This is a genomic window from Rhodococcus maanshanensis NBRC 100610, assembly GCF_001894865.1.
In the GTDB taxonomy this organism is placed as follows: domain Bacteria; phylum Actinomycetota; class Actinomycetes; order Mycobacteriales; family Mycobacteriaceae; genus Rhodococcus_G; species Rhodococcus_G maanshanensis.
The window spans coordinates 1-12,491 of the sequence record NZ_BCXA01000073.1 but is presented as its reverse complement, the minus strand read 5'-3'; the positions used below and the strand labels follow the sequence as shown (position 1 = coordinate 12,491).

Below are 12,491 nucleotides of genomic sequence, written 5' to 3'. Positions count from 1 at the left end.
GCCGGATGGACCGGTCAGGCGAGGGGGCAGCCGTGCACATCACCGCGAAGGTGGACTACGCCGTGCGCACGCTGGTCGAACTGGCCGCGGCGGGGGAGGCGCCCGTGAAGGCGGAGTACCTCGCGAACGCGCAGACGATCCCACACAAGTTCCTCGAGGCGGTCCTCGGCGACCTGCGGCGGGCAGGCATGGTGCACAGCAGGAGGGGGCCGGACGGCGGGTACTGGCTGGCCCGGCCCGCCACCGAGATCACCGTCGCCGACGTGATCCGAGCCGTTGAGGGTCCGCTGGCCTCGGTGCGCGGCCAGCGCCCCGAGGAGGTGCACTACGACGGGCCGGCCGCCCCGCTGCTCGACGTGTGGATCGCGGTGCGGGTGAACCTGCGGGCCGTCCTGGAGGGCGTCACCGTCGCGGAGATCGCCTGCGGCCGGCTGCCCGGATTCGTCGAGCGGCTCACGGCCGACCCTGAGGCGTGGCGGAGGCGCTGAGCTGCGGGTTCGCCCGGTGTATCCCGCCGATCGCGGCGGCCGATTGGTAGCCTCGAAGCCTATGTTGTACTCACTGCTGCGCACCTACCTGCGTCCATACGGGGGTGACCTGGCGGGTGTCGTTGCGCTCCAGTTGATCTCGACTCTGACCACGCTGTATCTGCCGAGCCTCAACGCCGAGATCATCGACAACGGCGTCGCCAAGGGCGATACCGGTGTGGTGCTCTCCACCGGCGGCACGATGCTGCTCATCACATGCCTGCAGGTCGCGTGCAGCATCGGCGCCGTGTACTTCGGCGCCCGCGCCGCGATGGGCATGGGCCGTGACCTGCGCGGCGCGGTCGTGCACCAGGTCGGCCGGTTCTCCGCGCGCGAGGTCGGCTACTTCGGGGCGCCCTCGCTGATCACCCGCAGCACGAACGACGTCCAGCAGGTCCAGATGGTGGTGGTGATCAGCTGCACCATCCTCGTGGCGGCACCGATCATGGGCATCGGCGGCATCGTCATGTCGATCCGTCAGTCGCAGGGCCTGGCCTGGGTGCTCGCCGTCGCGGTCCCGCTGCTGGGCCTGGCGATGTACCTGGTGATCTCCAAGATGGTGCCGCAGTTCCGGCTGATGCAGTCGCGAATCGACGCCATCAACCGGGTCCTGCGCGAGCAGATCACCGGTATCCGGGTGGTCAGGGCGTTCGTCCGCGAATCGCATGAGGTGCGGCGTTTCGGCGCGGCCAACGAGGACCTCGCAGGCACCGCATTGCGGGTCGGCAAGCTGATGGCCCTGATGCTCCCGATGGTGATGCTGATCGCGAACATCACCAGCGTCGCGGTGCTCTGGCTCGGCGGCCACCTCATCAACGAGGGCACCATGCAGATCGGTTCGCTCACCGCGGTGCTCTCCTACATCATGCAGATCCTGATGGCGGTGATGATGGTGACCGTCATCGCCGTGATCCTGCCGCGCGCCTCGGTGTGCGCCGAGCGGCTCACCGAGGTCCTCGACACCGAGCCCTCGGTGCAGGCCTCGCCGAAGCCGCTCACGAGCTGGCGCGAGCGCGGCATCGTCGAGATGCGCGGGGCGACCTTCGCCTTCCCCGGCGCCGAGGCGCCGGTGCTGCGGAACGTCAGCTTCCTGGCCGAACCCGGGATGACCACCGCCATCATCGGCGGTACCGGATCCGGCAAGTCCACCCTGCTCAACCTGATCCCGCGGCTGATCGACGTCACCGGCGGCGAGGTCCGCGTCGGGGCCGCCGATGTGCGGGTCGTCGACCCGGACCGCCTGCGCGCCTCGATCGGCCTCGTCCCGCAGAAGCCGTACCTGTTCTCCGGGACGGTGGCCAGCAACCTGCGGTACGGCAGGCCGGACGCGACGGACGCCCAGCTGTGGCGATGTCTGGAGATCGCGCAGGCAGCCGACTTCGTCCGGGCCATGCCGGGAGGCCTCGAGTCCCCGATCGCGCAGGGCGGCGCCACCGTCTCCGGCGGTCAGCGGCAGCGGCTGGCGATCGCAAGGGCCCTGGTGAGGGAACCGGAGATCTACCTGTTCGACGACTCGTTCTCCGCGCTGGACCTGAGCACCGACGCACGGCTGCGGGCGGCGTTGGCGCCGGTCACCCGGGACGCCTGCGTGATCATCGTCGCGCAGCGGGTCTCGACGATCATCGAGGCCGACCAGATCATCGTGCTCGAGGACGGCGCCGTGGTCGGGATCGGCACCCACGCCGAGCTCGTGGACCGCTGTCAGACCTACGCGGAGATCGTCGCGTCCCAGCTCGCCGCGCAGGCGGCGTCGTGAGCGCCATGCGCGGCCCGATGGCCGCCGCCGCGGGCCCGCCGTCGAAGAAGCCGATGGACTTCGGTCCGTCCGCGCGGCGCCTGCTCGGACGCCTCGCCCCGGACAAGTTCGCGATCGGGCTGGTCCTCGTCCTCGCGGCGATGAGCGTGGTGCTCAGCGTGGTGGCCCCAAAGATCCTCGGGCACGCCACCAACATCATCTTCGACGGCGTCGTCGGTAAGCAGCTGCCCGCGGGCCTCACCAAGGACCAGGCCGTCGACGAGCTGCGGGCGCAGGGGCAGGGCACCTTCGCGGACATGGTGTCCTCGATGGACGTGGTGCCCGGCACCGGGATCGACTTCGGCGCGCTCGGCCGCGTGCTCGCCGTCGTGCTCGTGATCTACCTGGCGGCCTCGTTGTTCAGCTGGGTGCAGGGCTACGTGCTCAACATCGTGGTGCAGCGCACCATCATGCGGCTGCGCGCGGACGTCGAGGAGAAGATCCACCGGCTGCCGTTGCGCTATTTCGACACCAACCCCCGTGGTGACCTGCTCAGCCGCGTCACCAATGACATCGACAACATCGCCCAGACCGTTCAGCAGACGATCAGCCAGCTGCTGACGTCCGTGCTCTCGGTGATCGGCATCCTGGCCATGATGCTGTGGATCTCGCCGCTGCTGGCGCTGGTCGCGGTGGCCACCGTGCCGCTGTCGGTGCTGGCGACCACGCTGATCGCGAAGCAGTCGCAGAAGCACTTCGTGGCGCAGTGGACCACCACGGGTGCACTGAACGCGCAGATCGAGGAGTCCTTCACCGGGCACGAGCTGGTCACCGCGTTCGGCCGCCAGCGTGAGGTCGGGGCCGCCTTCGACGAGCGGAACGAGCAGCTCTACCAGTCCGGGTTCCATGCACAGTTCATCTCGGGCATGGTGATGCCTGCGATCAACTTCCTCGGCAACCTCAACTACGTGGCCGTCGCGGTGGTCGGCGGCATGCGGGTGGCGTCCGGGTCGATGAGCCTCGGCGACGTGCAGGCCTTCATCCAGTACTCGCGTCAGTTCACCCAGCCGCTCACGCAGATCGGCGCGATGACCAACCTGATGCAGTCCGGCGTCGCGTCCGCCGAGCGGGTCTTCGCGCTGCTCGACGAGGACGAGCAGTCGCCTGACCCCGTCTCGCCCGCCTCTCCTGTGGTCCGCCGTGGTCACGTCCAGTTCGAGAACGTGTCGTTCCGCTACAAGGAGGAGCAGCCCCTCATCGAGAACCTGTCGCTCACGGCGGAGCCGGGACACATGGTGGCGATCGTCGGCCCGACCGGGGCAGGCAAGACGACCCTGGTGAACCTGATCATGCGTTTCTACGAGGTGGACTCGGGACGAATCAGGTTGGACGGCACCGACATCACCACCATGTCGCGCGACGACCTACGATCCCGCATCGGGATGGTGCTGCAGGACACCTGGCTGTTCGGCGGCACCATCCGGGAGAACATCGCCTACGGGCATCCCGACGCCACCGAGGCACAGATCCGCGAGGCAGCCCGGATGAGCTACGTGGACCGTTTCGTGCACTCGCTCCCTGCCGGGTACGACACCGTCATCGACGAGGAGGGCGGCAACGTCAGCGCAGGCGAGAAGCAGCTCATCACGATCGCGCGCGCGTTCCTGTCGCAACCGTCGATCCTGATCCTCGACGAGGCCACCAGTTCGGTGGACACCCGCACCGAGCTGCTCGTCCAGCACGCCACCGCGGCGCTGCGCAGCGACCGGACGAGTTTCGTCATCGCGCACCGGCTCTCGACCATCCGCGACGCTCACCTGATCGTGGTGATGGAGGAGGGTCACATCGTCGAGCAGGGCACCCACGAGGAACTGCTCGCCCGGCGCGGGGCGTACTTCGAGCTCTACAACAGCCAGTTCGTCGGACCGGCCGAGGCGGCCGTGTGAACCGGCTGATTGGATGACACGGTGAGCCAATCCTTCTTCACCCTCGGTACCCGGCTGCCGGGCCGGCTGGGCCGTACCGGCACCATCCACACCCCGCACGGCGAGATCAAGACCCCGGCGTTCATCGCGGTCGGCACCAACGCCACCGTCAAGGCGGTGCTGCCGGAGACGATGAAAGACCTTGGCACGCAGGCTGTCCTGGCGAACGCCTACCACCTGTATCTGCAGCCGGGGCCGGACATCGTCGACGAGGCGGGCGGTCTGGGCCGGTTCATGAACTGGCCGGGTCCGACATTCACCGACAGCGGTGGATTCCAGGTGATGTCGCTGGGTGTCGGCTTCAAGAAGGTGCTCTCGATGGACTCCGTCGGGGTCCAGTCCGACGACGTGATCGCCGTCGGCAAGGAGCGCCTCGCGCATGTCGACGACGACGGGGTGACCTTCAAGTCACACCGGGACGGCTCCAGGCACCGGTTCACGCCGGAGATCTCGATGAGCATCCAGCACCGGCTCGGCGCCGACATCATCTTCGCGTTCGACGAGCTGACCACCCTGTTCAACACCAGGGGTTACCAGGAGGAGTCGGTCGAACGCACCCAGGCATGGGCGGTGCGGTGCATCGCCGAGCACGAACGCCTGACGGCCGAGCGCAGCCACCGTCCCTACCAGGCGCTGTTCGGCGTCGTGCAGGGCGCGCAGTACGAGGACCTGCGCAGGAAGGCCTGCCGGGGGCTGGAGTCGATCGTCGGCGAGACCGGCAACGGCTTCGACGGCTACGGGATCGGTGGGGCACTGGAGAAGCAGAACCTCGGGACCATCGTGCGGTGGTGCAACGAGGAGCTGCCCGAGCACAAGCCCCGGCACCTGTTGGGCATCAGCGAGCCGGACGACCTGTTCGTCGCCATCGAGAACGGGGCCGACACGTTCGACTGCGTGAATCCGTCGCGGGTGGCGCGAAATGCCGCGATTTACACGACCACCGGCCGGTTCAACATCAACACGAGCCGTTTCCGGCGCGATTACAACCCGATCGACGACGAGTGCGACTGCTACACCTGCAAGAACTATTCGCGGGCGTATCTGCACCACCTGTTCAAATCGAAAGAAATGCTGTCGTCGACGCTCGCGACCATTCACAACGAGCGATTCACCATCCGATTGGTGGACCGGATCCGGGAGAGCATCGACGGCGGCTACTTCGACGAGCTGAAGTCGGAGACCCTTGGCCGGTTCTACGCCACCAGTCGGGTGTAGCCGTCAGCTCGCGATCACGTACGTCGGTTCGTGCTTCTTGACGTAGGCGATGGCGCGGTAGGTGATCGGCATGACCAGCACCTCGACCAGGGTCTTCCACAGGAAGCCGACGATCAGGTAGTTGAAGAAGTCACCCCAGGTGCTGATCCCGATCGCGCCCGCCGCGATGGCGCAGAAGATCAGGGTGTCGGCGAACTCGCCGACCACGGTCGACCCGATCAGCCGTGCCCACAGGTGCTTCTCCTTGGTGCGCTCCTTGATGGTCACCATCACCAGCGAGTTCAGCAACTGGCCGACGAGGTATCCGGACAGGCCTGCCAACAGCAGCCGGGGGTACACCCCGACCACCGCCTCGAGCGACGCCTGGTTCTCGTAGAAGTCCGCGGAGGGCAACCGCAGCAGCAGCCAGAAGCACGCCGACGCCAGGATCAAGGCCCCGAAGCCCAGGTAGATGGCCCGTCGGGTGGCCTTGAAGCCGTACACCTCGCTGAGCACGTCGCCGAGGATGTAGGCCATCGGGAAGAGGAAGAACCCGCCGTCGGTGATGATCGGCAGGATCTGCAGCGGGCCGATGCTGAGCTCGGCGCCCGCGAAGAAGGCCACCCCCTTGGTGGCGCAGATATTCGAGATCAGCAACACGGCGGTGAAGAGCGCCACGATGGTGGGGTAGTAGCCGCGACTGACGTGCGCGAACGTCGCGTGCTCGGGGTTCTTCTCGGCGTGCTCTGACACTGTCACGACGCCATCCAAGCATCACAACGCCGCAGGGCGCGACCTCGACCCTTGCGGGAAGAGCTCGCGCCCTGCGGCGGGTGCGCGGTTTGTCCGGTTGTCCGGATCAGGGGGCGATCGGGCCCCTGACCACCACGCGGTAGGCGTAGGTGGAGGCGATGACGGTCAGCGGGATGGTCACCAACAGGCCGAGGCCGCACAGCAGCGCGCCCACGATGTTGATGCCGACGAGCGCCAGCGCGAGGAGCAGCAGCGGTCCGACGTTCTGCGAGATGGAGCTGAAGCTCGACTTGATCGCGGTGATCGCGTCCTGGTTCTGGTCGATGACGAACTGCAGCGTCCACCAGGTCAGGAACACGATGATCAGGCCGGGGATGATCAGCAGCACGAAGCCGATCGCCGAGAGGACACCGACGATGACGCTGGCGAGGATGATCGCGCCGACGTTGTTGAACTGGAAGAACGAGCCGATCGCCGGCTTGTTGCCGTCCACCTCGTGCAGGGCTCCGCGGATCATGGCCGCCTGGATGAGGTAACCCACGACGGTGGTGACGATGGTGCCGAGGATGCTCCACGGGGAGAAGGCATCGGAGAAGTCGGTCGAGTTGCCGGTGCCGAAGATCAGGCTGAGCGCCACCTGGATGACGGCGGCGATCAGCACGATGCCGACCCAGATCCCGGCGTTGCTCTTGAACTTGTTCCAGGCGTAGCCGAGCGCGTCACCGACCGTCAGCTGCGGGGTGCCGCCGGGGCCGCCGAAGCCGGGGGCCGAGAACGCGTCCGCACCGTACCCGGGCGGCGGGGGGTAGCCGCCTTCGCCTGCACCGTATCCGGGCGGCGGCGGGTAACCGCCGGGCATGTTGGGGGCGCCGCCCTGCTGCGGGTATCCGGGCGGGGGCGGGTAACCGCCGGGCTGCGGAGCGCCCTGCTGCGGGTATCCGGGCGGCGGGGGGTAGCCGCCGGGGGTGCCGCTCGGCGGCGGCGGGTAGCCACCGGGCGGCGGCGGGTAGCCGCCGGGAGGCGGGGTGGCGCCGGGCTGCGGGTATCCGGGCGGGGGCGGGTAGCCGCCGGCAGGCGGATTCTGCGGCGGAATCGGATTGTCCGGGGTGCCCTCGTTGCCGGGCTGGCCGGGCGGTGGGTTTTCGCTCACAGTCGTCCTTCTGTTGTGCGGTCGAGTTGTCGTGCCTGGCGGATCGGGCAAATGCCGGTCCGGGTGAAACGGCGGTGCGACCGGGCATTCACCCGATCGCACCGCGGTGATCTGTCAGCCCTTGACGACCTGGGTTCCGCCCGCCAGTTCGTCGTGCTTGCCCTGCTTGGTCGGGCTCGAATTGATCGTCACCGCGATCACGATGACGGCGATGAGGCTCAGGAGCCCACCGATGAACGGGATGATGTTCAGCAGGTTGAACGCCTCGCGGATGGAGGCCTGCTGCGGGGTCGGGTTGCCGCCGCCGGGACCGCGCACGCTCAGTCCGAGCATCTTCTTGCCAGGGGTCCAGCCCCTGATGTCGAAGACCACGAAGTACGCGAACGTCAGGATGCCCGAGACCAGTCCGCTGATGGCGATGTTGTCGGTGACGCCGAAGGCGATCAGCAGGATCCAGGTGACGATTCCGACCAGGATGTAGTCGACGAGCCGCGCGCCGAACCGCAGCCCGAGGCTGCCGGGCTCGGCGCCGCCGGGGAATGCGCCCCCCGCGCCCTGGTCGTTGAATTGCGGCGGAGTCGGGTAGGACGGCTCGCCTGGTTGGTTCTGGTTCGGATCAAATCCACCGGTGGTCATGTTTTCCCCTCGGATACGGTCTGATTGCTGCCATTCAACGGTGCTCGTCATTCACAGTGCTTAGTGACCCTACGTGCGATCACCATTGCCCGGTACCCTGTCGTTCGCCGAATACGTTTCGATTGCGCAAACATCCACTAAAGATCCGCGAATATCCAGGCGGTTCGCGGAAGCGCAGCGGGATCGAAACCTCGAAGTAACTCGTCCAATCCGGGCTTGTCGCCTGCCTCGGCCATTCCGAGGGAGGCGGCCAGGATTCCCCGCACCTCGTCGGCAGTGCGTCCCAGCGCCCGCTGATCGGCAAGGGTGACGGCGCCGTCGCGTTTGGCCAGCCGCTTGCCCTCGGCATTGAGTGCCAGCGGGACGTGCGCGTAGCGCGGCACGGTCAGCGCGAGCAGCGAGGCCAGGTAGGCCTGCCGCGGGGCGGAGGAGAGCAGGTCGTCACCGCGCACCACCTGGTCGACGCCCTGTTCCGCGTCGTCGACCACCACGGCCAGGTTGTAGGCCGCGATGCCGTCGCCGCGCCGGAGCACCACATCGTCGATGGCGCCGGTGTAGCTGCCGTGCAGCTCGTCCTCGATGGCGAACTCGGAGATCTCCGCGCGTAGTCGGATGGCCGGTGGTCGGCCGGAATCGTGCTTGACCGCGATCTCGGCGGCGCTCAGGTCACGGCAGGTGCCGGGGTAGTGGCCGTCGGGTCCGTGCGGCGCCGAGACGGCCTGCTGGATTTCTCTTCTGGTGCAGAAACATTCGTAGGTGCGCCCGGCGGCGGTGAGTTCGTCGATGGCGGCGTCGTAGTGTGCCAGGCGCTCCGACTGCCGGACGATCTGACCGTCCCAGTCCAGCCCGATGGCTGCGAGGTCGTCGAGCTGCCGCTTCTCGGCGCCCGCCCGCACCCGGTCGAGGTCCTCGATTCGCATCAGGAATCTCCGGCCCGTCGAGCGGGCGAACAGCCACGCCAGCATCGCGGTTCGGAGGTTGCCGAGGTGTAGGTCGCCGGACGGGCTCGGGGCGAACCGTCCGGCACCGCTTGCGACTGCTTGCAGGTCGCTCGAAAGTGCGCCGCTTGCGACTGCTTGCAGGTCGCTCGAAAGTGCGCCGCTTGCGACTGCTTGCAGGTCGCTCGACATTGAACCGCGCGGGGCCGACTGTGGCATGAGGTCAGCCTATCGAGTGAGGGCCACCCGCCCGGAATGGTCAAGGTGTGACGTCGGCCCCCGCCGGGGAGGGGCGGGGGCCGACGCACAGCAACCGAGGGGGCTCAGCTGCTGAAGGCACCGACCAGGCTGCCGAAGATGCCGCCCGCGCCGGTGAGAACCTCGGAGATGACGTCGATTCCGCTGCTGCCGGTGTCGGCGCCTGCGGCTGCGATGGGGGTGATGTTGGCCATGGGGTTCCTCCAGGAAGTCTGTGTCGTTCGATCTGCATCGCGGACTGTATCGGAGGTTCTGCACGTGCGCATCCGTTGGAATCACGGGGTTTCTGTTCGGTTAACGTCAGCCCAATCGACGGGAAACAACCTGTGCTGCAACCCTTCCGGAATGTAAACAGATCCTGTATCAACCGGAGCGAAAGCGGGTACGGGACGCCGTGATGTAGCCCGCTTTCGCCGCCTGGGAGTGCATCGGCGGGCATCGATGATGCATCAAATCCGTTGATGGGCACTGTGGTTCGACGGTTCTGACTCGGAAACGAAAGAGCCCCGCCCGAAAACTCTTGGGCGGGGCCGATCTTGGGTGAATGAACGTCAGCTGATGGTCACGTTGTTCAGCGTGTCGAGCACGGCCTTGATGGTCGTGCCGAGGATGCCATCGATGTCGACGGCGGTCGCGGCGCCGGTGTCGAGTACGGAGCTTCCGGTGTCTGCCATGGTGGTTCCTCCCGAGTGGATTGTGCGTCGACGGCCGACGCATCGCGGACAGTAGTGAAGGGTCCCGCGCCGCGCAGCGCGAGCGAATCGGCCGCCGCCGCCCGAGCCACCGCGACCGGATCGATCGTCGTGGTCACGCGGGTTCCTGCCCGGGCGGCGCCCTTCACAGAGTGTCGACCGTCACATCGACTCGGGTGGCTCAGGCGTGCCTGCCGAGAAGACCGAGGACCCGCGACTGCTCGTCGGCGTCGGCGGGAACCGCGACCACGGGGCCGCAGACCCCGGGTCCGTGCAGGGCCTCGCCCATCCGCTCCGCGAAGCGGGCGAGCATCGCCAGGTCCCCGGGATCGATGGCCGTGTCGGCGCCGGTCGCCTTGGCGATGTCCCAGCCGTGCACCACCAGGTCGAAGGTGTAGAAGGAGCCGAAGGTGTCGGAGACCTTCGCCGTGCCCATCTGGCCCTCGTATTCGCGATCGGCCCGCTCGGGATCGTCGAGGATCGCCTGCACGGCGTCGCGGGTCTGTGTCCAGGCCCCGACGGGGTCGACGTCGGGGTCGGGGACCGCCGGGAGCGTCATGCCCGCCGCGTTGACCGGGAAGGACTGGGTCTCGATGACGTGCCGGAGCACGTCCCTTGCTGTCCAGCCCTCGCACGGGGAGGTGTTCTCCCAGCGGTCGGTGGGCACGGCTTCGACGCGGCGGGTCAGGTCGGCGGCGAGCCGCCGGTAGAGATCGGCATTGCTGGTCGTGGTGGTCATGGCTCCATCGTGCGCCCCGGCCTCGGAGCCGTCTTGAAGATTCGCGACATCGACGCCCCGACACAACGATGGCCCCGGGCCTCGCCCGTGTTGTGCTCCTTCCCATTACATTTGGATCGTTGTCGGCTCATCCAGGTTCAGTTGACGTCAAGGCGAGGAGTAGTTCGGATGGATCTGTCCTCGATGCTCGAGGTAACGCACAACGCACGCGGTCTTGCGGGGCTACCTCTCGTGGGTGGCGGCGCGGTGCGTGCAGGGGTGCTGTATCGCTCCGACGCGTTGAGTTCGCTCACCCCGACGGGAGTTGAACAGTTGGCGTCGTCGGGGATCGGGACGGTCGTGGATCTGCGGACCGAGGGAGAGCGGCATCGGGCACCGGATGTGCTTCCTGCGGATGGTTCGGTCCGGTTCATCTCGGTACCTGTTCAGGGTGGGGCCATGGACGAGCTCGTGCGGCAGCTGCTTCCCTCCGATGGCCGCAGTAGATCGCTGACGCACGATCAGATTCAGGACATCGTCGATCAGGTTCCGGTGTTGAGTGATCTCTACGTGACGATTCTCGAGAACAGTGCTGCCGCATTCGCGACCGCGGCGAGGAGCATCGTCGCTCCTGTGGATGGGTCTCGTCCTGGCGTGCTCTTCCACTGCACTGCCGGAAAAGACCGGACCGGGTTGGTATCGGCGATATTGCTGATGCTCGCCGACGTCGAACGGCGGGCGATCGTTGAGGACTACGCGCGCACGGGAGAGAACCTGGCGGGCCCGTTCGCCGAGCAGTTGCTCGGCCTCATCACGTCCACGGGCATTCCTGCTGTGCCGAGACTTCGCGCCCTGGCGACGGAGTCGCCTGTCGATGCGATCGAGACGGCGATGGGCTGGCTTGATCGGGTGCACGGCGGCGCAGCCGGATACCTGCGTGCGGGTGGGTTGTCCGACGCCGAAATCGAGAGCGTGCGAACACAGCTACGCGACGCGGTCGACCCGGTCGCAATGAAGCCCGATGAACTGATCCCTGCGGGCGGGTAGCGCGGACACGATCGGCGGCCACCGCGTCCCTTCTCCTCATGGTGAACGTGTATCCCCAGCGTCATGCCGGCTGTGCAGGGGCGGTCACAGTGGCCTGTTCGGGTGGTCGCCACTGCATGTGCCGTTGCACGAGGGCAAAAGAAAACCCCCTGTGACCTGCTCGGGAGCAGGTCACAGGGGGTTCCCTGTGGCGGAGGATAGGGGATTTGAACCCCTGAGGGCGTTAACCCAACCCGCGTTCCAGGCGAGCGCCATAGGCCACTAGGCGAATCCTCCGTGGGCGAGCATACCGGCTCACCCGTCAGGAAATGAAAACGGCCCCCCGAGCCGGGCGAAAGTTCGGCCGCCTGCCCGCCCCCGAGTGGGCATGGCTACACTCGTGGACGGATCCCGCGCGGCGCGCATCCTGTGAACTCCCCCAGGGCCGGAAGGCAGCAAGGGTCAATGGGCTCTGCCGGGTGCGCGGGGTCCCCTTTATTTTCGCGCACCTCACGTCAGCCGCGCCGGTGAAAGGTCTTTCGGCATGCCTACCCAAACCCAAGTTGGGTTGATGAGCCACGAGGAACTCCGTTCGGAGCACGAGCGTCAGTCTGCGAAGTACGCGCAGCTCAAGACCGAGAAGCTCACCCTCGACCTGACTCGCGGGAAGCCGTCGCCCGAGCAGTTGGACCTCTCGCAGGCACTGCTCGCGCTGCCCGGCGCAAAGTACCGCGACGGCAACGGACTGGACTGCCGCAACTACGGTGGCCTCGCCGGGCTGCCGGAGCTGCGCGCGATCTTCGGTGAACTGCTCGGCATCCCGACCGAGAACCTGTTGGCAGGCAACAACGCGAGCCTCGAGATCATGCACGACGTCAT

The 12,491-nt window shown here is 67.2% G+C and carries 12 protein-coding genes, 1 tRNA gene, 1 other RNA gene and 1 pseudogene; 7 read left to right on the top strand and 8 right to left on the bottom strand.

From position 1 onward, the window contains the following. Positions 1–32 precede the first annotated feature (32 nt). The 4 genes from RM1_RS25480 to tgt all read left to right on the top strand — a co-directional run bounded on the left by RM1_RS25480 (position 33) and on the right by tgt (position 5,462). Positions 33–488 (top strand): RrF2 family transcriptional regulator, encoded by a 456-nt coding sequence (locus tag RM1_RS25480; RefSeq protein ID WP_072754391.1) that lies wholly within the window; start codon positions 33–35, stop codon positions 486–488. A 61-nt stretch (positions 489–549) separates the two neighbouring features. Next, on the top strand, positions 550–2,283 hold the full coding sequence (locus RM1_RS25475) for an ABC transporter ATP-binding protein (RefSeq protein WP_072754388.1): 1,734 nt from the start codon (positions 550–552) through the stop codon (positions 2,281–2,283). 5 nt (positions 2,284–2,288) lie between these two features. Then, on the top strand, positions 2,289–4,208 hold the full coding sequence (locus tag RM1_RS25470) for an ABC transporter ATP-binding protein (RefSeq protein ID WP_072754390.1): 1,920 nt from the start codon (positions 2,289–2,291) through the stop codon (positions 4,206–4,208). Between the two features lie 9 nt (positions 4,209–4,217). Further along, entirely contained in the window at positions 4,218–5,462 is a 1,245-nt protein-coding gene (gene tgt / locus RM1_RS25465) for a tRNA guanosine(34) transglycosylase Tgt (RefSeq protein ID WP_072754387.1), read from the top strand. Positions 5,463–5,465: 3 nt separating this feature from the next. On the opposite strand, the gene RM1_RS25460 is transcribed toward tgt, so the two are convergent. The 7 genes from RM1_RS25460 to RM1_RS25440 all read right to left on the bottom strand — a co-directional run bounded on the left by RM1_RS25460 (position 5,466) and on the right by RM1_RS25440 (position 10,607). Then, positions 5,466–6,200, bottom strand: a complete 735-nt coding sequence (locus RM1_RS25460; RefSeq protein WP_072754386.1) for a queuosine precursor transporter — start codon at positions 6,198–6,200, stop codon at positions 5,466–5,468. 100 nt (positions 6,201–6,300) lie between these two features. Continuing rightward, positions 6,301–7,344 carry a hypothetical protein gene (locus tag RM1_RS25455; RefSeq protein ID WP_072754385.1) on the bottom strand — a complete coding sequence of 348 codons (1,044 nt, stop codon included), beginning with the start codon at positions 7,342–7,344 and terminating at the stop codon, positions 6,301–6,303. A 114-nt stretch (positions 7,345–7,458) separates the two neighbouring features. Further along, on the bottom strand, positions 7,459–7,980 hold the full coding sequence (locus RM1_RS25450) for an RDD family protein (RefSeq protein WP_072754384.1): 522 nt from the start codon (positions 7,978–7,980) through the stop codon (positions 7,459–7,461). Positions 7,981–8,117: 137 nt separating this feature from the next. Next, positions 8,118–9,026, bottom strand: a complete 909-nt coding sequence (gluQRS, locus tag RM1_RS25445) for a tRNA glutamyl-Q(34) synthetase GluQRS (RefSeq protein ID WP_072754389.1) — start codon at positions 9,024–9,026, stop codon at positions 8,118–8,120. A gap of 215 nt (positions 9,027–9,241) precedes the next feature. Further along, a complete protein-coding gene (locus RM1_RS27110; RefSeq protein ID WP_281252218.1) occupies positions 9,242–9,370 on the bottom strand; it encodes a hypothetical protein in 129 nt (42 codons plus the stop codon). Between the two features lie 357 nt (positions 9,371–9,727). After that, positions 9,728–9,850, bottom strand: coding sequence for a hypothetical protein (locus tag RM1_RS27105; protein ID WP_269321352.1), 123 nt, complete (start codon positions 9,848–9,850; stop codon positions 9,728–9,730). A gap of 199 nt (positions 9,851–10,049) precedes the next feature. After that, positions 10,050–10,607: a TIGR03086 family metal-binding protein gene (locus RM1_RS25440; RefSeq protein ID WP_072754383.1), complete on the bottom strand. Its 558-nt coding sequence runs from the start codon at positions 10,605–10,607 to the stop codon at positions 10,050–10,052. Between the two features lie 168 nt (positions 10,608–10,775). Here RM1_RS25440 and RM1_RS25435 point away from each other — a divergent pair, with 168 nt between their 5' ends. Then, entirely contained in the window at positions 10,776–11,633 is an 858-nt protein-coding gene (locus tag RM1_RS25435; RefSeq protein ID WP_072754382.1) for a tyrosine-protein phosphatase, read from the top strand. A gap of 188 nt (positions 11,634–11,821) precedes the next feature. On the opposite strand, the gene RM1_RS25430 is transcribed toward RM1_RS25435, so the two are convergent. Continuing rightward, positions 11,822–11,909, bottom strand: a tRNA-Ser gene (locus RM1_RS25430). A gap of 106 nt (positions 11,910–12,015) precedes the next feature. Here RM1_RS25430 and ffs point away from each other — a divergent pair. Continuing rightward, positions 12,016–12,110: signal recognition particle sRNA small type (ffs, locus tag RM1_RS25425), an RNA gene on the top strand. A gap of 46 nt (positions 12,111–12,156) precedes the next feature. Next, positions 12,157–12,491, top strand: a pseudogene (locus tag RM1_RS25420) (aminotransferase); the annotation flags it as partial.